This is a genomic window from Micromonospora coxensis (genome assembly GCF_900090295.1).
Taxonomy (GTDB): domain Bacteria; phylum Actinomycetota; class Actinomycetes; order Mycobacteriales; family Micromonosporaceae; genus Micromonospora; species Micromonospora coxensis.
Window position 1 is genome coordinate 4,355,822 of record NZ_LT607753.1, and the last position, 19,698, is coordinate 4,375,519.

The 19,698-nt window shown below is 72.1% G+C and carries 21 protein-coding genes; 13 read left to right on the forward strand and 8 right to left on the reverse strand.

The features are described from left to right. The first annotated feature begins 77 nt into the window (after positions 1 to 77). Positions 78 to 1,961, forward strand: coding sequence for a serine/threonine-protein kinase (locus tag GA0070614_RS19995; RefSeq protein ID WP_088977396.1), 1,884 nt, complete (start codon positions 78 to 80; stop codon positions 1,959 to 1,961). An 89-nt stretch (positions 1,962 to 2,050) separates the two neighbouring features. Beyond that, positions 2,051 to 2,275, forward strand: a complete 225-nt coding sequence (locus GA0070614_RS20000; protein ID WP_088977397.1) for a hypothetical protein — start codon at positions 2,051 to 2,053, stop codon at positions 2,273 to 2,275. A 91-nt stretch (positions 2,276 to 2,366) separates the two neighbouring features. Here GA0070614_RS20000 and GA0070614_RS20005 read toward each other — a convergent pair whose 3' ends face one another. Together GA0070614_RS20005 and GA0070614_RS20010 are read right to left on the reverse strand one after the other, a co-directional pair. Further along, a complete protein-coding gene (locus GA0070614_RS20005; protein ID WP_088977398.1) occupies positions 2,367 to 3,119 on the reverse strand; it encodes a lysozyme in 753 nt (250 codons plus the stop codon). Between the two features lie 127 nt (positions 3,120 to 3,246). Then, positions 3,247 to 3,792, reverse strand: coding sequence for a Uma2 family endonuclease (locus GA0070614_RS20010; protein WP_231933340.1), 546 nt, complete (start codon positions 3,790 to 3,792; stop codon positions 3,247 to 3,249). Positions 3,793 to 3,892: 100 nt separating this feature from the next. Between GA0070614_RS20010 and GA0070614_RS20015 the strand changes: the two genes are divergently transcribed. From GA0070614_RS20015 to GA0070614_RS20025, 3 genes are all read left to right on the forward strand, one after another. Then, positions 3,893 to 4,636 (forward strand): M50 family metallopeptidase, encoded by a 744-nt coding sequence (locus tag GA0070614_RS20015; RefSeq protein ID WP_088977399.1) that lies wholly within the window; start codon positions 3,893 to 3,895, stop codon positions 4,634 to 4,636. 114 nt (positions 4,637 to 4,750) lie between these two features. Next, positions 4,751 to 5,242: a SigE family RNA polymerase sigma factor gene (locus GA0070614_RS20020; RefSeq protein WP_088977400.1), complete on the forward strand. Its 492-nt coding sequence runs from the start codon at positions 4,751 to 4,753 to the stop codon at positions 5,240 to 5,242. Continuing rightward, complete coding sequence (locus tag GA0070614_RS20025) at positions 5,242 to 6,135, forward strand: hypothetical protein (protein ID WP_088977401.1); 894 nt, start codon at positions 5,242 to 5,244, stop codon at positions 6,133 to 6,135. Before GA0070614_RS20020 ends, GA0070614_RS20025 begins: the two co-directional genes overlap by 1 nt. Before the next feature lie 48 nt (positions 6,136 to 6,183). On the opposite strand, the gene GA0070614_RS20030 is transcribed toward GA0070614_RS20025, so the two are convergent. Beyond that, positions 6,184 to 7,767, reverse strand: coding sequence for an acyl-CoA carboxylase subunit beta (locus GA0070614_RS20030; protein WP_088977402.1), 1,584 nt, complete (start codon positions 7,765 to 7,767; stop codon positions 6,184 to 6,186). Positions 7,768 to 7,853: 86 nt separating this feature from the next. Between GA0070614_RS20030 and GA0070614_RS20035 the strand changes: the two genes are divergently transcribed. Further along, a complete protein-coding gene (locus GA0070614_RS20035; RefSeq protein ID WP_088977403.1) occupies positions 7,854 to 8,735 on the forward strand; it encodes a biotin--[acetyl-CoA-carboxylase] ligase in 882 nt (293 codons plus the stop codon). A 163-nt stretch (positions 8,736 to 8,898) separates the two neighbouring features. Then, positions 8,899 to 9,471 (forward strand): PH domain-containing protein, encoded by a 573-nt coding sequence (locus tag GA0070614_RS20040; protein WP_088977404.1) that lies wholly within the window; start codon positions 8,899 to 8,901, stop codon positions 9,469 to 9,471. Positions 9,472 to 9,662: 191 nt separating this feature from the next. On the opposite strand, the gene GA0070614_RS20045 is transcribed toward GA0070614_RS20040, so the two are convergent. Further along, a complete protein-coding gene (locus GA0070614_RS20045; RefSeq protein WP_088977405.1) occupies positions 9,663 to 10,373 on the reverse strand; it encodes a GtrA family protein in 711 nt (236 codons plus the stop codon). Between the two features lie 62 nt (positions 10,374 to 10,435). Further along, positions 10,436 to 10,975: a GtrA family protein gene (locus GA0070614_RS31560; RefSeq protein ID WP_088979540.1), complete on the reverse strand. Its 540-nt coding sequence runs from the start codon at positions 10,973 to 10,975 to the stop codon at positions 10,436 to 10,438. A gap of 464 nt (positions 10,976 to 11,439) precedes the next feature. Between GA0070614_RS31560 and GA0070614_RS20055 the strand changes: the two genes are divergently transcribed. The 4 genes from GA0070614_RS20055 (at position 11,440) to GA0070614_RS20070 (ending at position 16,473) form a co-directional block, all read left to right on the forward strand. After that, a complete protein-coding gene (locus tag GA0070614_RS20055) occupies positions 11,440 to 13,284 on the forward strand; it encodes a phosphoenolpyruvate carboxykinase (GTP) (protein WP_088977406.1) in 1,845 nt (614 codons plus the stop codon). Positions 13,285 to 13,321: 37 nt separating this feature from the next. Further along, a complete protein-coding gene (locus GA0070614_RS20060; RefSeq protein WP_088977407.1) occupies positions 13,322 to 14,185 on the forward strand; it encodes a hypothetical protein in 864 nt (287 codons plus the stop codon). Between the two features lie 343 nt (positions 14,186 to 14,528). Then, positions 14,529 to 15,656 carry a geranylgeranyl reductase family protein gene (locus GA0070614_RS20065; protein ID WP_088977408.1) on the forward strand — a complete coding sequence of 376 codons (1,128 nt, stop codon included), beginning with the start codon at positions 14,529 to 14,531 and terminating at the stop codon, positions 15,654 to 15,656. 46 nt (positions 15,657 to 15,702) lie between these two features. Next, positions 15,703 to 16,473 carry an isoprenyl transferase gene (locus tag GA0070614_RS20070; RefSeq protein WP_088977409.1) on the forward strand — a complete coding sequence of 257 codons (771 nt, stop codon included), beginning with the start codon at positions 15,703 to 15,705 and terminating at the stop codon, positions 16,471 to 16,473. 140 nt (positions 16,474 to 16,613) lie between these two features. On the opposite strand, the gene otsB is transcribed toward GA0070614_RS20070, so the two are convergent. The 3 genes from otsB to GA0070614_RS20085 form a co-directional block, all read right to left on the reverse strand. Next, positions 16,614 to 17,438: a trehalose-phosphatase gene (gene otsB / locus GA0070614_RS20075; protein WP_088977410.1), complete on the reverse strand. Its 825-nt coding sequence runs from the start codon at positions 17,436 to 17,438 to the stop codon at positions 16,614 to 16,616. Between the two features lie 92 nt (positions 17,439 to 17,530). Next, positions 17,531 to 17,884, reverse strand: coding sequence for a hypothetical protein (locus tag GA0070614_RS20080; protein ID WP_088977411.1), 354 nt, complete (start codon positions 17,882 to 17,884; stop codon positions 17,531 to 17,533). Between the two features lie 162 nt (positions 17,885 to 18,046). Beyond that, on the reverse strand, positions 18,047 to 18,487 hold the full coding sequence (locus GA0070614_RS20085; protein WP_088977412.1) for an XRE family transcriptional regulator: 441 nt from the start codon (positions 18,485 to 18,487) through the stop codon (positions 18,047 to 18,049). A 264-nt stretch (positions 18,488 to 18,751) separates the two neighbouring features. Between GA0070614_RS20085 and GA0070614_RS20090 the strand changes: the two genes are divergently transcribed. Both GA0070614_RS20090 and GA0070614_RS20095 read left to right on the forward strand, forming a co-directional pair. Then, positions 18,752 to 19,096, forward strand: coding sequence for a hypothetical protein (locus GA0070614_RS20090; RefSeq protein ID WP_088977413.1), 345 nt, complete (start codon positions 18,752 to 18,754; stop codon positions 19,094 to 19,096). Positions 19,097 to 19,127: 31 nt separating this feature from the next. Continuing rightward, positions 19,128 to 19,502, forward strand: a complete 375-nt coding sequence (locus tag GA0070614_RS20095) for a hypothetical protein (protein WP_088977414.1) — start codon at positions 19,128 to 19,130, stop codon at positions 19,500 to 19,502. Positions 19,503 to 19,698: the final 196 nt, after the last annotated feature.

Below are 19,698 nucleotides of genomic sequence, written 5' to 3' on the forward strand. Positions count from 1 at the left end.
CGTCGCGAACTTGACCTTCGCCGCACAGTGGCGTGCCGGCGGTGTACGCGTTGGCGGCGCCGGGTACCGTCTCAGCGATGTCTGATGCGCTTCCCCAACTCGTCGCCGACCGGTACCGGCTCATTTCGCCGCTCGGTCAGGGCGGCATGGGTCGGGTGTGGAAGGCGCGGGACGAGGTTCTGCACCGGGACGTGGCGATCAAGGAGTTGGTCCCGCCGCCCAGCCTGACCGACGACGAGCGCCGCGAGATGCGGGAGCGGTCGTTGCGGGAGGCCCGGGCCATCGCCCGGCTGAACCACGTCAACGTGGTCCGCATCTTCGACGTGCTGCGCACCGACGGCGATCCCTGGATCGTCATGGAGTACGTCGCGTCGAAGTCCCTCCAGGACACCCTGGCCGAGGACGGTCCGGTGCCGCCGGCGAAGGCGGTCGAGATCGGCCTCGGTGTGCTCGGGGCGTTGAAGGCGGCGCACAAGGCCGGCGTGATGCACCGGGACATCAAGCCGGGCAACGTGCTGCTCGGCACCGACGGCCGGGTGGTGCTGACCGATTTCGGTCTGGCCACCATCCCCGGCGACCCGAACGTGACCCGCACCGGCATGGTGCTCGGCTCGCCCGCGTACATCGCGCCGGAGCGGGCCAGGGACGGCACGGCCGGTCCGGAGGCCGACCTCTGGTCGCTGGGCGCCACCCTGTACGCGGCGGTCGAGGGCAAGTCGCCGTACGCGCGGCCGTCGGCGATCGCCACGCTGGCCGCGCTGGCCACCGAGCCGCTGCCGCCGCCGAAGAACGCCGGCCCGCTGAAGCCGGTCCTGCAGGGGCTGCTCCGCAAGGACCCGAAGGAGCGGATCACCGCCGAGGTGGCCGAGCGGCTGCTGCGCCGCGCCGGCGGCAAGCGGGCGAAGAGCATCCCGCTGCTCGACGGCGTACGCCGGCCGGGGCCGAACGGCCCGCGCGAGCCGCGCCCACCGCTGGTCCCCGCGCCGCGCGCGGCCGAGCGGTCCGAGTCGACGCCGAAGCCGACCGCGCCGTCGAAGACCGCCGCGGCGGCCGGCGCGACGGCCGCCGACGACGCGACCGCCAAGGTGCCCGCGAACGCCGACGCGGCGCCGACCGCCAAGGTCGACCCGCCGAAGCCGGACACCGCGCCGACCGCCGAGGCCGAGGCGCCGAAGCGCACCAACCCCACGTCCGTGATGCCCGCCCCGGTCAGCCCGGCCGCCGCGCCCGCCGAGCGCCTCCCCGGCTCGGTGTACGACGGGACGAAGCACGACCAGCGCAAGCGGAACCTGCTGATCGGCGCGGTGGTGCTCGTGCTGCTGGTCGGCCTCGCGGTGCTCGTCCCGCTGCTCGGCCGTGGTGGCGACCCGGAGGACGACGGCCAGCAGGCCGGCCCGCCCAGCGCCGGGACCTCGTCGTCGGTCCCGGCCCCGACGACGGCTCCGGCCGCGCCGCCGCCGACCAGCGCCGCGCCGCCCAGCCCGACGCCGTCGGCCACCCCGTCCACCGACCCGAACGCGCTGCCGGCGGGCTGGACCCTGCACAAGGGGCCCACCTTCTCCATCCCGGTCCCGCCGGGCTGGCGGGTCGTCCGCACGGGCGGGGACACCGTCATCTTCGCCCAGCGCAACGGGGTCGGCGAGATGCTCGTGCAGTGGGGCAGCAACCCCAAGCCGGACGCGGTCGCCGATTGGCGGGCCCAGGAGCCGAGCCGCAAGCGGTACGTCAACAACTACCAGTACCTCGGCATCGAGCGCTGCGACTGGTACCGGACCTGCGCCGACTGGGAGTGGCTGGAGAGCCGGGACGGCACCCGGATCCACGTCCGCAACCGGGGCTTCGCCACCGCCAGCAACCGGGGCTACGCCATCCGGTGGGAGGTCGCGGAGAAGGACTGGCAGGCCCAGCTCGCCACCTTCGACCAGATCGTCAAGGGGTTCAAGCCCGACCGGGTGAACTGACGCCTGGGATTCGTACCGGTGCGAATTCGATTCGCATGACTCTCCGTCGTACGGGGTATCCCACCCCTGACGACGGAAGGAGGTACGACATGGGTTCCCGACGCAAGGACACCCGGCCCCGGCTGGCACTGTGGATGCTGGTCGCGCTCGGCGACATCGTCCTGTTGATGGTCAGTGTCGGCCTGTCGGTGCTGGTCGCGTTGCTCGCCGTCGTGGCGCTCACCGCTGCCGGGATCGCCGCCTGGCGGTTCACCCGACGCACCGCCCTGACCCGTGACGACGCCGTGCCGGTGGTCACCCGGCAGGAGGCCTGAATCCGGACCCGACGGTGGCGGCAGCCGGACCAGTCATCGACCGTACGGTGATGATCGATCCCGCTGCCGCCGACCCGTATCGGGGGCTGGCTCAGGTGTTGTTCGCCAGCGCGATCAGCCGGGTGCGGTCGCCGTTCCAGTAGTTGCGGTCGACGTTGCCGCTGATCCCGGAGACGCTGCCCGAGTCGGTGTACTGCCAGAAGCTCCAGAACGGGGCGCCGGCGGGCAGGGTGCCCGGGCTGCTCGCCCAGCGGGCGATCCACAGCGGGTGGTTGGCCCACGGGCCGGTCCAGCTGCCGGTGCACTGGTTCCACCAGCTGGTGGTGGTGTAGATGACCGCGTACCGGCCGGTGCGGGCGCGGTAGGTGTTGAGGAAGTCCTGGATCCAGCTGCGCATGCCGGAGGTGGACAGGCCGTAGCAGTAGCCGCCGGCGTAGGGGTTGCCCTCGACGTCGAGCGCGGCGGGCAGCGTCCGGCTGTCGGCCGACCACGCGCCACCGTTGCTGGCCAGGTAGTTGGCCTGGGTCGCGCCGGAGGAGATGTTCGGCCGGGCGAAGTGGTACGCCCCGCGGATCACCCCGGCGTAGTACGCGTTGGTGTAGTTGCTGTTGAAGTTCGGGTCCTTGTAGCTCGTACCCTCGGTGGCCTTGATGAAGGCGAACTGGATGCCGGAGTTGCGGACGCTGGTCCAGTTGATGGATCCCTGCCAGCGGGAGACGTCGATGCCGGGTACGGTCGCCGCAGCCGCCGGCGTGGCGGTGACGACCAGGGCCGCGGCCGCCGTGGCGGCGACGGTGAGGCCGGCGGCGAGGAGCCGGCGCAGCGAGAATCTGGTACGGGTCATGGATGCCTCCAGAGACGCCGATCGATTGACGACAATCTTTGGAGCTAGTTGCCCAAGAGCGCAAGAGGGCCTAAGGAAATTTTCATCGACGGCTTTCGACGTCTTTTGCAAGACTGATCGGTAACGGTCAGCGCAGCGCGGCGGGGTCGATCTGCCAGCGGAACGGCTCGGCCAGGGTCAGCGTCTCACCGGCCTTGGCCACCTGGTCCTCGACGTAGTGCTCACCATCGAGCCGGTACAGCCGCAGGGAATGTGTCTCGCCGTCCTGCTCCACCAGCAGGTACCAGGGGATCCGGGCGATGGCGTAGAGCTGCATCTTGACCAGCCGGTCCGCAGCCGCGTTGCCGGGCGAGACGATCTCGCAGACCAGCGCGACCTCGCCCGCCTCGACCACCGTGCCCTCGTCGTCGGTGTCGGCGACCACCACGTCCGGGATCACGATCCGGTTCGTGCCGAGCCGCAGGTTGACTGCCTCGAAGACCAGGAGGCCGTGCGTTGCGGCTTGGAGGCTGTTGGCCAGCAGACGGGACACCAGCTGGTGGCGCTTGCTCGGAGCAGGGCTCACGATCAGGCTCCCGTCGAGCAGTTCGATCCGGTGCGACGACTCGTCCATGGCGAAGTAGTCGGCCTCCGTCCAGAGGCCGACGTGGTGTTCCAGGGGTGCCGCGCTCACCGGCGTTCACCTCCCGCTCCGATCGCCACCTGCTCAGTCTCACACGATACGAGGTCGGGCCCGCCGAACGACACAGCGCCGGGCGGTAGGCTCCCCGCCCATGGTGTCGATCGACGGGCTGGGCGACCTCTGGGACAAGCTCTTCAGCGCCCAACCCGACCCCCCGCCCCTGCTCGTGCTCGTCACCGCGCTGGTCGCCCTGGTGGTGGTCGCCACCCGGCTGCCCTGGCGGATCGCCCGCAACGCGGTGACCATCGCCCACGAGGGCGGGCACGCCCTGGCGGCGCTGCTCACCGGTCGCCGGCTGCACGGCATCCGGCTGCACTCGGACACCTCCGGGCTCACCCTCTCCGCCGGACGTCCCACCGGACCCGGCATGATCCTCACCCTGCTCGCCGGGTACGTCGCCCCGTCGCTGGTCGGGCTCGCCGGGGCGTGGCTGCTCGGCGGCAACCGGATCACCCTGCTGCTCTGGATCACCGTGGCGCTGCTGCTCGCCATGCTCGTGATGATCCGCAACGTCTACGGGGTGCTCTCCCTGCTGGTCACCGGCGGGGTGGTGCTCGTCGTCTCCTGGTACGCCTCACCGCAGACCCAGGCCGCGTTCGCCTGGACCTCGGTCTGGTTCCTGCTGCTCGGCGGCGTACGCCCGGTGGTGGAGCTGCAACGGCTGCGCGCCCGGGGCCGGATGCCGGAGTCCGACGCCGACCAGTTGGCCCGGCTGACGCCGTTCCCGGCGCTGTTCTGGGTGGCCGTGTTCGGCCTGGTGAACCTGGCGGCGCTCGCGGTGGGGGCGATGCTGCTCGCCGGCCCGATCCTCACCGACGCCGGCCTCACCCTCTGACGGCCGGTGCCGAGGATCGCCGCCGCCGAACCCGGCCAGATTGATCGCCCGGGCCGGCAACCTCGACCGGGTCGCCGTGCGTGTCCCCTGCGACCGTCACGGGGGAGGTAGCAGGTGCCGGACGTCGACGGGTTCGACGAGTTCTACCGGAGCAGCCGACAACGGATGCTCGGCTTCGTCTACGTGCTGACCGGCAACCTGGCGGAGGCGCAGGACGCCGTCCAGGAGGCGTACATCCGGGCCTGGCAGCGCTGGTCCACGGTGAGCGGGTACGACGACCCGGAGGCGTGGGTACGCGTGGTGGCCAGCAGGATCGCGGTCAGCCGGTGGCGCAGCCTGCGCAGCCGGGCCCGGGCCTACCTGCGGCACGGGGCCCAGGAGAGCGTTCCCGGCCCCGGCACCGACACCGTCGACGTGGTGGCCGCGCTGCGCCGCCTGCCGGAGGAGCAGCGCACCGCCCTGGCGATGTACTACCTGCTCGGCATGCCCGTCGCCGAGGTGGCCCGGGAGACCGAGGCACCGGTCGGCACGGTCAAGGCCCGGCTGTCCCGAGGGCGGGCCGCGCTGGCCGGACTGCTCGCCGTCGCCGACCTGGAGGAGGCGTGATGCGTGAGGATCCGCACTTCGTCGACCGGCTGCACCGGGACCTCAACGCGGTCCGCTGGGCCGAGCCGGAGGAGATCCGCGCCGTGGCCCGCCGACGCAGCCGGCGTACCGCCCTGCTGGCGGCCACCGCGGTGCTCGCCGTGGTGTCGGGCACCGCGTACGCGGCGGTCGGGCGGTCGGTGACCCCGGCCCCTCCGGTCGCGGCCACCCCGGCGCCGGCCGTCGCGCCGGCCGAGATCCCGCCGGAGGTCCTGCTCGACCCGGGCGACGTGCCGCTGAGGACCGGCGTGCGGCTCGGCGAGTCCGGACTCGGGGAGACGGTACGGGTCGACCCGCTGCTGGAGTCGTGCGGCCGCCAGCGGGGGGTGCCGTCGACGGGGCCCACGTCCCGCTCGTCGCGGTCGCAGACCCTGATGCGCCCGGCGACCGGCGGCCCGACGGCGCCGGTGCTCACCCAGGACGTCTACCGCCTCGAACCCCGGCACGGTCGACTGCTCTTCGGGACCGTCTCGGTGCTGTTGAACGCCTGCGCCGAGTGGCGGTCCACCGACTCCGTGCCGCTGGCCGGCGGGCCGGCGCCCACCGTGAGCACCCACCGGTGGGAGGCGCCGGTCAGCGGGTTCGCCGGTGACGAGTCGGTGATGCTCCGCCACACGTCGGCGACGCCGCGTGGCCGGGCCGACGCGACGGTGGTGACCACGGTCCCGCCCACCGAGGTCACCATGGTGGTGCGGGTCGGTGACCTGGTCACCGTGATCGCGACCGGTCCGGACGTCGCCGAGGAGGCGGTCGACGGCACCCGTCCCGGCCTCCGCCTCAGCCACGCCCAGCTGGAGACGCTCGGACGCACCGCCGCCCGCCGGCTCTGCGTCGCCGCCGCCCCGGGCTGCTGACGGGACGGGCCGCGCGACCCGCAGGTCGCGCGGCCCGGTCCGGTCGGGTCAGAGCGGGATGTTGCCGTGCTTCTTCGGCGGCAGGGTCTCCCGCTTGGTACGCAGCACCCGCAGCGCCCGGACGATCTGGGTCCGGGTCTCGTGCGGCGGGATCACCGAGTCGACGTACCCGCGCTCGGCGGCGATGTACGGGTTGGCCAGGGTGTCCTCGTACTCGGCGATCTTCTCGGCGCGCACCGCGACCGGGTCCTCGGCGGCGGCCAGCTCCTGCCGGTAGAGGATGTTCACCGCGCCCTGCGCGCCCATCACCGCGATCTGCGCGGTCGGCCAGGCGAAGTTCAGGTCCGCGCCGAGGTGCTTGGAGCCCATCACGTCGTACGCCCCGCCGTACGCCTTGCGGGTGATCACGGTGACCTTCGGGACGGTGGCCTCGGCGTACGCGTAGATGAGCTTCGCGCCGCGGCGGATGATGCCGTCCCACTCCTGGCCGGTGCCGGGCAGGAAGCCGGGCACGTCCACGAAGGTCAGCACCGGGATGTTGAAGGCGTCGCAGGTACGCACGAAGCGGGCCGCCTTCTCGCTGGCGGCGATGTCCAGGGTGCCGGCGAAGTGCATCGGCTGGTTGGCCACGACCCCCACCGGGCGCCCCTCGACCCGGCCGTAGCCGACGATCAGGTTCTGCGCGTAGAGGGGCTGGACCTCCAGGAACTCGCCGTCGTCGAGGACGTGTTCGATCACCCGGTGCATGTCGTACGGCTGGTTGGCCGAGTCCGGGATCAGGGTGTCCAGCTCCCGGTCGGAGTCGGTGACGTCCAGCTCGGCCGGGGAGTCGTAGACGACCGGCTCGTCGAGGTTGTTCGACGGCAGGTACGACAGCAGCGCCTTGACGTACTCGATCGCGTCGGACTCGTCGCTGGCGAGGTAGTGCGCGTTGCCGCTGCGCGAGTTGTGGGTGCGCGCACCGCCCAGCTCCTCCATCGCCACGTCCTCGCCGGTGACCGTCTTGATGACGTCCGGGCCGGTGATGAACATGTGCGAGGTCTGGTCGACCATCACGGTGAAGTCGGTGACCGCCGGGGAGTAGACCGCGCCGCCCGCGCACGGACCCATGATCAGCGAGATCTGCGGGATGACGCCGCTGGCCCGCACGTTGCGGAAGAAGATCTCGCCGTAGAGGCCGAGCGAGGCGACACCCTCCTGGATCCGCGCGCCGCCGGAGTCGTTGATGCCGATGACCGGGCAGCCGATCTTCATGGCCAGGTCCATCACCTTGACGATCTTCTCGCCGAAGACCTCGCCGAGGGAGCCGCCGAAGACCGTGAAGTCCTGGGCGAAGACGCAGACCTGGCGGCCGTCGATGGTGCCGTAGCCGGTGATGACGCCGTCGCCGTACGGGCGGGTCCGGTCCAGTCCGAAGTTGGTGGACCGGTGCCGGGCCAGCTCGTCCAGCTCGACGAAGGAGCCCTCGTCGAGCAGCAGCTCGATCCGCTCCCGGGCGGTCTTCTTGCCCCTCGCGTGCTGCTTTTCGACCGCGCGCGCCGACCCGGCGTGCACCGCCTCGTCGACCCGTCGCTCCAGGTCCGCCAGCTTGCCCGCGGTGCTGTGCATGTTGATCCCGGTCTCGGTAGTCACCCTGGGAATATAACGATGGTTCAGGCCGGGGCCGCTGTGCAGTACGCCTCAATACCCTCCGTCGCGGCCGGCCGTAGGCTGGCGGGATGCCGGGCTCCCCGTACACCGATCTGGACCGACCGCCGCTGTCGGCGGCGCGGCTGGCCCGCGCGTTGACCGCGCCGCACGGGCCGTGGCGCCGGCTGGACCTGCGGGTCGAGACGGGCTCGACAAACGCGGACGTGGTGCGGGCGGCCCGCGCGGACGAGCCGGAGGGCCTGGTGGTGGTCGCCGAGCGGCAGACCGCCGGGCGGGGCCGGCGGGGCCGGGTCTGGCAGTCGCCGGCCCGCGCCGGCATCGCGACCAGCGTCCTGCTCCGGCCCGGGGTGGCCGTCGCGGAGCGCGGCTGGCCGCCGGCGCCCGCGACCGGGTACGGCTGGCTGCCGCTGCTCGCCGGCGTCGCGCTGGTCGAGGCGGTGGCCCGGCTGGCCGAGCTGGAGGCCGGGCTGAAGTGGCCGAACGACCTGCTGGTCTCCGACGCCAAGTGCGGCGGCATCCTCGCCGAGGCGGTGCCGGGGGCGTCCCCGACCCAGCCACCGGCGATCGTGCTGGGCATCGGTCTCAACGTCACGCTCCGCGCCGACGAACTGCCGGAGAACCCGACCGGCCTGCCGGCCACCTCGCTGCAACTGGCCGGCGCCGTGGCGACCGACCGGGATCCGCTGCTGCGCGCCCTGCTGCGCTCCCTCGCCGAGTGGTACGACCGCTGGCGCACCGCCGGGGGCGACCCGGTGACCAGCGGCCTGCGCGACGCCTACCTGGCCTCCTGCGCCACGGTGGACCGTCGGGTACGGGTGCTGCTGCCCGACGGCGGCGAGCTGACCGGCCGGGCCGTCGGGGTGGACCTCGACGGCCAGTTGCTGGTCGAGACGGCGGACGGCCGCCGGGCGCTGGCCGCCGGTGACGTCCTGCACCTGCGACCCCTCTGACGCACCCCGCCTGCCGTCGCGTCGCTCGTCGGACCGACGGCTCTCGGGTGGGGCCGGTGGCGGCCTGCGGAGCCGTGCGGGACGACGTGGGTCGTGTGGGTGATATGTCGAGGCGGCCGGAGCGGTTACGGTCGGCGCGACTGATTCCGGCGAGGAGGTTCCCGTGGCGTTCCCCGAAGACGTGCTCACCGAGGACGAGCACGTCGTCCTGCACCTGCATCCGCACTGGAAGGCGCTGCTGCGGCCGGTCCTGGTGCTGGGCCTCGGCATCGCCGCGCTGGTGGCCGCCGGGATCCTGCTGCCCCAGGGCGACGGCGGCACGATCGTGCTCTACGTCCTGGCCGGGCTGGTCCTGGTGCTGGCGCTGTGGTTGGCGCTCTGGCCGTTCCTGGTCTGGCGGACCACCCACTACCTGTTCACCAACGAGCGGGTGCTGCTCCAGCAGGGGGTGCTCTCCCGGGACCGGCGGGACATCCCGCTGACCCGGATCAACGACCACGCGATGAGCCAGCGCTTCGTCGAGCGGCTGCTGGGCTGCGGGACGCTCACCATCGAGTCGGCGGGGGAGCGCGGCCAGTCCGTGCTGCACGACGTGCCGCAGGTGGGCAAGGTCCAGACGAAGCTCTACGAGCTGGTGGAGGCCCACCACGACAAGCACTCGCTGGGCGACGGCGAGATGCGCGAGATCCTCGCCGACATGCGCGACGGCAAACCCCTCCGCGACCCCACCACCTGACCCGCCCCCGTACGGTGATCCGCCCCCCGCACGGTGATCAAGAGGTTTCGGGGTGCGGGAGCGCTTTCCCGGTGCCGAAACCTCTTGATCGACGCGGGCCGTGGGGGCTGTGCTCGGCGGGTGCGGGTGTCCGTAAGTGAGGACGGAGACGCCCCCGGGGGATTCCCCGGGGGCGTTCGGCGTGCGGTGGGTCAGCGGCGGGGGCGGCGGCTGCCGACCCGCAGTTCGGCGGCGAGTTCGGCGTCCAGGTCGGCGCCGACCGTGCTGCCCAGGCCGGCGTCCAGCGGCGCCGGTCGCACCTTGGGCTGTGGGAAGACCGGCTCGGTGACCGGCTCGCGTCGGCCCGTCTGCTGCTGGGCCTCCTCCAACTCGCTGACCGACTCGGCCAGTTCGGCGACCGGGTCCATCTCGGCCATCGTGTCCCACTCGTCGCGCGGGATGGAGTGCCACGTCTCCTCGGCGTGCTGCGGGACCGGTTGGAAGACGAAGGTCCGGTAGGACCAGAACCGGAACAGGGTGGCCAGCAGGACACCGCCCGTCTTCGCCACGTTGAGCGCGAGCAGGCTGGTCACGCCGAGGCCGTACTTGGCCGCCGCGAGGACGCCCAGCTCGATGAGCAGACCCGCGCCGTTGAAGAGGAAAAACAGGACGTATTCGCGCTGAACCGCTGCTTTCGGCCGATCACGGTACGTCCAGTGGCGATTCATCAGATACGACGTGATCGTCGCCACGATGGTGGCGATGACCGTCGCCTTCAGTTGGCCGTCGACGAAAACGGTGAGTGCCAGGGCGTTGAACACCGCGTAATTGATGACGGTGTTGATGCCCCCGACGATGCCGAATTTGAGCGCCTCGTGGATGAACTTCTGCCAGCGCTCGGGCAGCAGACGGACAAGACGCATGCGGAACACCTTAAACAGTGGGCGGGGCCGGCAGGTTCCGGCCGGACGGGATGGGCGGCAGGTCACGCCTCTGGCGGCCGGTCGTTCGCCGCCTCCGGAACCGGGGGAGTTCCCGCTTCCACGAAGACGAACCGTCGATACGACCAGAACCGGAACAGCGTCCCGAGCCCGGTGCCGACGATGAAGCTGGCGATGTTGTCGGCCAGCACGGTCTGGAAGACCTCCGGCCAGATGCGGCCGAGGCCGTACCGGCTGATGACGAGGCAGGCCACCGCGATACCCAGACCCACCGTGTTGAAGAAGAAGAAGAGACCGTACTCCCGGGCGGGATGCGAGCGCAGACGGTGGCGCCACGTCCAGAACCGGTTGCCGAGGAAGGCCAGGGTGGCGGCCACCACGGTGGAGATCGTCTTCGCCACGACCGGCGGGACGCCCCGGCCGGCGGAGAGGTAGTTGAAGAGCGCGAAGTCGACCAGGAACGCGATCCCGCCCACGGTGGCGAACTTGCTCATCTCGCGGACGAGGTGACCGAAGCGGTCCGTCAGTGTGCGGACCAGACCCGGGCGGGTCTGCGGGGACCCCGGTGGTTGGTCCCCGGTCATCGTCGCGGCCACCCGCCGAGCGTACCGGTTGGGTGCTCCCTGGACGCGCAGCAACGGCGAGCCGTCCGCGCGGCCCGCCGCGGGGCTCGCCGGGCCGGACGCCCACCGGTGCTCTCCAGTGAGCAGAGCGTAACGCGCGGTGGCGTATTCACTCCACGGTTCGACGATTCGCCGACGGCGTCACCGGAAGTCCGGTTCCTCTGTCCCTCGTCGTCCGTTCCCGCAGCCGTCGACAGTTCGCCGCAGGATTTGCGTGAAACTGCGCGCGAAAGCGGGTATTAGCTCGTGATGCCGCAGCCGGGCCGTACCTTGTGCAGTTCTTCACAACCAGTCCCACTGACTCGCGGGTCCGCCCGGTTTACGCTGAGCGCAATCCCAGGTTTCCACGAAGGCGACGCGGCCCGCGTCCGCCGTGACTCGTGCATCCCATAGATCGGTCAGCGTCGACCACAAGGAGATGTGACATGGTTGCTCCGGCAGTTGTGCGGGGTATCGACCAGGCCCCGACGACCCACCCCAAGCTGCTCGCCTGGGTCAGAGAAGTCGCTGAGCTGACCACCCCCGACCGGGTGGTCTGGGTCGACGGGTCCGATGAGGAGTGGCGGCGCCTCACCGACGAGCTCGTCGAGAACGGCACGCTGATTCGGCTGAACCCCGAGAAGAAGCCCAACTCGTTCTACGCGCGGACGGACCCGACGGACGTCGCGCGGGTCGAGGAGCGCACCTTCATCTGCTCCGTCGACGAGGCGGACGCCGGCCCCACCAACAACTGGATGGCGCCGGCCGAGATGAAGCGGACCATGTCCGAGCTGTACCGCGGCTGCATGCGCGGACGCACCATGTACGTCATCCCGTTCTGCATGGGCCCGGTCGAGGCCGAGAGCCCCATGTTCGGGGTGGAGATCACCGACAGCCCGTACGTCGTCGCCTCGATGCGGATCATGACCCGGATGGGGGCCAAGGTCCTGGAGGCCATGGGCGACGACGCGGACTTCGTGCACGCGCTGCACTCCATCGGCGCGCCGCTCGCCCCCGGCCAGCAGGACGTCGCCTGGCCGTGCAACGAGACCAAGTACATCTCGCACTTCCCGGAGACCCGGGAGATCTGGTCCTTCGGCTCCGGGTACGGCGGCAACTCGCTGCTGGGCAAGAAGTGCTACTCGCTGCGCATCGCCAGCGTCATGGGGCGCGACGAGGGCTGGCTCGCCGAGCACATGCTGATCCTCAAGATCACCTCGCCGGAGGGCAAGGTCTACCACATCGCGGGCGCGTTCCCGTCCGCCTGCGGCAAGACCAACCTGGCCATGCTGGAGCCGACCATCCCGGGCTGGAAGGTCGAGACCATCGGCGACGACATCGCCTGGATGCGCTTCGGCTCCGACGGCCGCCTCTACGCGGTCAACCCGGAGTACGGCCTCTTCGGCGTCGCCCCGGGCACCGACTGGAAGACCAACGCCAACGCCATGCGGACGCTGGACCGCGGCAACTCCATCTTCACCAACGTCGCCCTCACCGACGACGGTGACATCTGGTGGGAGGGCATGGGTGAGCCGCCGGCGCACCTGATCGACTGGAAGGGCAACGACTGGACGCCGGAGAGCGACAGCCTCTCCTCGCACGCGAACAGCCGGTTCTGCACCCCGATCACCCAGTGCCCGATCCTCGCCGAGGACTACTACGACCCGAACGGCGTGCCGATCGACGCCATCCTCTTCGGTGGCCGTCGCCGGGACACCATCCCGCTGGTCACCGAGGCCCGCGACTGGGTGCACGGCGTCTACATGGGCGCAACGCTCTCCTCGGAGACCACCGCCGCCGCCTCCGGCGCGGTCGGCGTGGTCCGCCGCGACCCGATGGCGATGCTGCCGTTCATCGGCTACCACGCCGGCGACTACTTCCGGCACTGGATCGAGATGGGCAAGGGCACCGACGGCGACGAGTCCAAGCTGCCCAAGATCTACTACGTCAACTGGTTCCGTAAGGACGCCGAGGGCAACTTCCTCTGGCCGGGCTTCGGCGAGAACTCGCGCGTGCTCAAGTGGGTCATCGAGCGGATCGAGGGTCGCGCCGACGCCGTCGAGACCCCGATCGGCATGGTCCCCTCGCAGGACGCCCTGGACGTCGAGGGTCTGGACATGACCCCCGAGGACGTCCGGATCGCCCTGAAGGTCGACCCGGAGGAGTGGCGGCGGGAGCTTCCGCTGGTCAACGAGTGGTTCGAGAAGTTCGGCGACAAGCTGCCGGGCGTCCTCTGGGCCGAGCTGGACGCGCTGCGCGCCCGGCTCGACGCGGAGCAGCCGCAGAAGTAGGTGTGACGGTTGCCCGTACCGGGCACCATCGGATTCCATGAGGACGGCCGCCGCGACCACCGAGGTCCGGCGGCCGTCCGCCGTCCGGGCGCTGACCGCACTGCTCGCCGTCACCGCCGCGGCCACCGTCGTGGTCGACCTGCTCAACTGGTGGTACGCCCCGGAGCAGGAGTTCGGGCTGGCCGTCCGCACCGGCTGGGCGATGCTGCGGGCGCTGGGCTTCCTCCTGCTGATCGGGCACGTCAACCGGGGTCGTACGGTCGCCAAACCGCTCGGGCTGATCCTCGCGGTCACCACCGTCTTCGCGGTCGCCCGGCTGGTGGTGCCCCGGCAGGGGGTGCCGCCCCTGCCCGGTCTGCTCGGCTTCGCCCTGCTCACCGCGCTCTGCGTGAGCGTGGTCTGGCTGCTCTACCGCTCCGAGGCGATCGGCGGGCACCTGGTCCGGCACCGCAAGGGCCTGGTCGTCTCCGGCGGCACGATCTCCTGGCGGGAGGTCGCCCCGAAGCGGCCCCCGGTCACCGGCTGGCTGCTCACCAGCCGGGTCGCCGCCTTCACGTACAGCCCGCTGATGCTGGTGCCGGCGTTGGTGGCCGGCGGCGCCGTCCTGGACGGCCGGCTGGCCGCCGTGCCGGCGGTGCTGCTCTGGTTCCTGGCCGGCATCGCCACCAGCTACGCGGTGCTCCTGTGCACCGCCTTCCTGATGCGCGGCAAACGCTGGGCCCGCACCCTGCTGGTGGTGATCACCCTGGGCGTGCTCGCCGTCGACCTGCCGCTCTGCTGGTGGCTGCTCGGCGTCGACGGGCTCGTCCGCGACGGCGCCCCGCTGGTCGCCGCCGCCGTCCTGGCGCTCTACGGCCTCCGCCGCGCCGCCCGCGCCGAACCCCCACCCACCCGAGCCTGACCCGCCCCCGTCCCTGGCCCACCCCGTCTCCGGCTCACCCGCCTACGGCGGCCCCATCCGGTCTCAGCCCGGCTCGGGCCCCAAGCCCTCCCGGAGGGCCCCAAGCCCTCCCGGTTGATCAAGAAGTTTGGGGCCGAATTCGGCCCCAAGGCCGACCAAAACTTCTTGATCACCGGCGACGGCGATGGCGGCGATGGCGGCGACGGCGGCGGGGTGGGCTGCCGGGCTGGAAGGGAAGGGCAGGGTGGTGCGGTGTGGGAGCCGGGGTTGGTGAGGGTGGGAGGGGCAGGATGGGCGCGGGGCCGCCGCGCTGCCGGTCGGGCGGCGCCGGAGGGAGGGCTCCGTGAGCGACGAGTTCGACGTCATCGTGGTCGGGGCGGGACCGGCCGGTGCGGCCGCCGCGCTCGCCGCCCGCCGGGTCGGGACCCGGGTGCTGCTGCTGGACCGGGCCGACTTCCCCCGGGACAAGGCGTGCGGCGACGGCATCGCGGCGCACGCGCTGGACGTCCTCGCCGGGCTGGGGGTGACCGACGCGGTGGCCGGGTACCCCCCGCTGCCGGCGTTGCGCCTGGTCGGTCCCGGCGGGGGAGCGGTGGCGCGGGCGCTGCCCCGGCCCGCGTACACGGTGCCCCGGGAGGTCTTCGACGCCCGCCTGGTGGCCGCGGCGGTGCGGGCCGGTGCGGTGCTGCGCCGGCACGCCGTCCGCCGGGTGGAGGTCCGCGCCGACCGGGTGGTGCTCGACGGCACGCTGTCCGCCCGGGCGCTCGTCGGGGCGGACGGCGCCGGCTCGGTGGTCCGCCGGGCGCTCGGCCACCCGGCCAACCCGGACCGCCACCTGGCGCTGGCCATCCGTGGGTACGCCCCGGCGCTGCCCGGCCCGCCCGAACAGCTCATCGTCACCTCGGCCCCGCGCTGGCCGGCGTACGCCTGGTCCTTCCCGATCGGCGACGGACGGGCGAACGTCGGGTACGGGGAGGTGCTGCGCGGCGAACGGCTCAGCCGCGCGCACCTGCTGGACCGGCTCGCGGCCCTGCTGCCGGCGACCGACCCGGCGACGGTCACCGGGCTGCGGGCCCACCACCTGCCGCTGTCCACGCACCGGCCGCCGCCCGGCCGGGGTCGGGTGGTGCTGGCCGGGGACGCCCTCTCGCTGATCAATCCGTTCACCGGCGAGGGGATCTTCTACGCCCTGCTCTCCGGCGCGCTGGCCGGTGCGGCGGCGGCGGGCTCGCCCGGTCGGGCGGCCGACCGGTACACGGCGGCGCTGCGGGGGCGGCTCGGCAGCCACCTGCGGCACAGTTCGGTGGCCGCCTGGCTGGCCCGCCACCGCCGCGTGGTCGACGCCGCAGTCCGTGCGGCCCGGCGCGACGACCGGGTGTACGCGACGGTCGTCGAGTTGGGGCTCGGCGACGGACGGCTGGACGCCCGCACCCTCGCGATGATCGGTGCCGGTCTCTCGGCCCGGAGTTAACCTCCGAGGTCACCATCGCTCGTGCGGGTCGCTACCCTGCAAGGTGATGACTCTGCGGAAACTTCTCTACTCCGTCTACGAGCGCCGGCTGACCGCGAAGCTCGCAGGCAGGCCGGTGCCCCGGCACGTCGGCGTGATGTGCGACGGCAACCGCAGGTGGGCGCGGGAGATGGGCTTCGTCGACCCGAACGACGGGCACCGGATGGGCGCCGAGCGGATCAAGGAACTGCTGCGCTGGTGCGACGCCGCGGGTGTCGGTCACGTGACGCTCTGGCTGCTCTCCACCGACAACCTCTCCCGGCCGGCGGAGGAGCTGGATCCGCTGCTCCAGATCATCGAGGACCTGACCACCGAGCTGGCCGAGGAGGGCAACCCCTGGCGGTTGCGGATGGTCGGCGCGCTGGACGTGCTGCCCGCGCACCACGCCCAGGCCCTGAAGGCGGCCGAGGAGCGCACCCGGGACCGCACCGGCGGCGCTCAGGTCAACATCGCGGTCGGGTACGGCGGCCGACGCGAGATCGCCGACGCGGTGCGCTCGCTGCTGCTGGAGCACGCCGCCAAGGGCGGCACGATCGAGGAACTGGCCGGCTCGCTGGACGTCGACCACATCTCCGAGCACCTCTACACCAAGGGCCTGCCCGACCCGGATCTGATCATCCGGACCAGCGGCGAGCAGCGGCTGTCGGGCTTCATGCTCTGGCAGTCGGCGCACTCGGAGTTCTACTTCTGCGAACTCAACTGGCCCGACTTCCGCCGCGTCGACTTTCTCCGCGCCCTGCGCTCCTACGCCACCCGCCAGCGTCGCTTCGGCGCCTGAACCTCACCCCCACCCCCGCCCAGCCCGGCCCATCCCCGGCTCCCAGCCACCGCCGGTGATCATGAAGTTATCGTCACGACACGCCGACGGCGGTGGTCATTACTTCATGATCGATGGAGGCGGGGCGAGCGGGGCGCGGGTCAGGTGAGGTGGTGGACGGCTTCGGTGAGGAAGTCGCCGAGGGCGGCGGGGGAGTCGATGGTCAGGTCGGCGGCCTCGGCGACCTCGTGACCGGTCTCCGGGTTGGCCACCGCCACGCAGACGCCGAGGAAGTCCGGGTCGGCGGCGGAGCGGGCGCGCAGCGCCGCGAACGCCTTGATGTCGGAGACGTCGTCGCCGAAGTACCACGCGCCGCCGGCGTCGCGGACGATCTCGCCGATGACCAGGCCCTTGTCCCGGTCGACGGGGGGCTTCAGCTCCAGCACCATCCGGCCGGCCTGCACCTTCAGCCCCAGCCGCTCGGCCTGTGCCCGGCCCCACTGCTCGACCTGCGCCTCGAGGTGCGGCGCGGTACGCCAGTGCAGCGCGACGCTGAGCCGCTTGAACTCCACGAGCGTGCCGGCGGGCAGTTCGGCGCGGGCCAGGTCGGCCAGCTCGGCCATGGTCGGCACCCAGGGGAGGGCGGCCGGCTCGGTGACCGTCTCGCCCCCGGAGTGGCTGTGCTCCAGGCCGTAGAGGCCGTAGAGGTCGATGCCGACGAGGCCGCCGAGGTGGTCGCGGAGGAAGTCCACCGGGCGGGCGGAGACGATCGCCACCCGCTGCACCACCGGGGCGAGGGCCTCCAGCGCGGCCAGCACCTTCGGGGCGGGCTGCACCGCGGTGGGGTCGTCGTCGACCGGCGCGAGTGTGCCGTCGAAGTCGAAGAAGAGCACGGTCTCGCCGGCGCGTGCGGCGGTGGCACGCCAGGCGTGGTCGGCGTCCAACGGGGTCTTCGGCTGCTGGTTGCCCAGATTCAACGGCGGCACGCGCGACAGCGTACCCCGGGGCGGGCGGGCTATTCGTGGCCGCGAGATGACGCCTTGACACCGCCCCGGTGCGTGCTCCTGTTCCCGACGGATCAGCGTTCGGCGGCTCCCCGACCACGCCGTCCGAACGGCAGCACCGCCGCGTCCTGGCCGTGGCTGAGCAGGTAGCCCTCCACGAAGCCGGTGTTCCGGTCGCCGGTGTGCGCCTCGATCTCGTTGAGCCGGGCCACCAGGAAGTCGGTCAGCGCGTCGACCCGGTCGTCGAGCCGCTCGTGCAGCTCGGCGATCACGGCCAGCACGACGGCGGTGCCGGCGGTGGTGAGCGCGAAGAGGTTGACGACCAGGGGAAGCTGCTCGCCCTCGACCGCGCCGATCACCACGTTGGCGGTCACGCACGATGTCACCGACACCGCCGCGACCACGACTGCCCACCATTTCAGGGTCATGGACAGACCCCTCCTTCTGTCCCGCAGGGCTTGGTTCGGCCTTGTCCCGTCCCCCCGCCGACGACGAGCCCAAGCAGTACGAATAGGGACGCTAGCGCTCCTTCCGCGACCCCGGGGCGAAACAATCAGGTCTGACCAGGCGTTCTTTCGCCATTTGAGGAACTACCCGGCCCGTTCCTGTCGGTTTCGATCAGCAACTGGCAGAGTCGGCCGGTACGCGAGGTAACGGATGGTTTCCCGGATGTGGAACTTCTCCGCGTCCGAGACGTCGGGGTCGACCAGCCGGCGCAGCAGCGCCTCGACGTCGGGGTCCATCGGGGGCGCCGTGGTGGTCTCCCGGGGGGTGGTGGCCCGGTCCCAGCCGAGGGCCGCGAAGGCGGCGGTCGGGTTGAGGCCGAGCCCCTCGCAGAAGGCGACCACCCGGTCCGCCTCCGGGTCGCTGGCCCAGTCGCCGCGTACCCAGCGGTTGATGGTCTGGCGGGAGACTCCGGTGCGGCGGGAGACCTCGGTGCCGGTCCAGGCCCGCATGGCGCGGGCGTCGTCGAGGGCGCGGCGGATGAAGGTGGCGAAGGCGATCTTCCGTGCGGGGGTGGTCTCGTTCACGTTCCGACGGTACGGCGGATCGCTCCCACGGCGGGGGGCGGGCACTCTCGTGTCACGTGTGCGGGACGGCGCTTCCCGGTCGCCGGTAAACGATCCGGAGCTGCTCTTGAGGGGTGTCACCCGGGCAGAATAGGCGGCCTTAGGTGTGACGGTAACCGGACGAAAAGCTGATACTGTCACGTTCATGGGACAATCTACGGTGTGTCACGTGCATGAGACGATCAGTGCTCACATGCGTCACGCCCCCCGCCCGAGGGGGGTGCGGTGACCGAACTCGCGACCCGTGCCCAGGCCTTCGGCCTGATCGCGGAGGGGGTGGCCGCGGGACTGAGCGCGCCCTGGCGCCTCTACCTCGCCCGGGGATGCCGTTACCTGTCACTGAGCGTCGGGGACCGGGCCGAGTGGAACGCCTGGCGTACCCACCTCGGCTGCCCGGAGCTGAGCGTCCGGGTCTACGACGCCGGCGGCGAGATCCGCCGGTCCTCGGTCGCCGAGGTGGTCCTGGACGGCTGCCGGATCAGCGTCGAACTGGTCGAGGAGATCAGCACCGACGACCTGGACCGGCTCCTGGTCGTCGATCCCACCACCATCGAGCCGGAGGACCGGTGAGCGGGCCGGCGCGGCGCACCGGAGCCGCCGGATGAGCCCGATCCTCGCGGTCTTCCTCGTCCTCGTCCTCGGGGCCACCAGTTACGCGGCCGGCCGGCTGCACGGTCAGCTCAGCTACCGGATCGGCTACCGCTTCGGCTACCGGCAGGGCTACTTCGACGGCGACCGGGGGGCGTGGAACCGGCGCCGCCGCGACGCCCAGGCCGCCATCGCCACCGCCCTGTCGGTGCCGGTGGGCACCGGTCCGGTCGTACCGGTGAGCGGCGCCCCGGTGGTCACCACCGTCAGCGTCGGGACGGTCCCCGCGCCGGTGGCCCGCCAGGGCACCACCTACACGGGCTCCTCCTTCACCGCCCCGGTCGCCGGCCGGCACCCGACCGGGACCCTCGTCCGGCGGACGGGCTGAGCGCCGCCACCTGAGCCGGTGCGTCGTCCGCGGCGGACACGCACCGTCGGGGACCACGTCAGACCGGTGGCGGTGGTCCCGCCGGCCGGGATGCGCGCAGGGGGCATGCATCCCGGCCGGTCCGCCGCGGCCGTTCATCTCCTGGACGGGCGAGATCCACCGCCACCACTAGCCGCCGGGGCTCCACGCGGCTAGC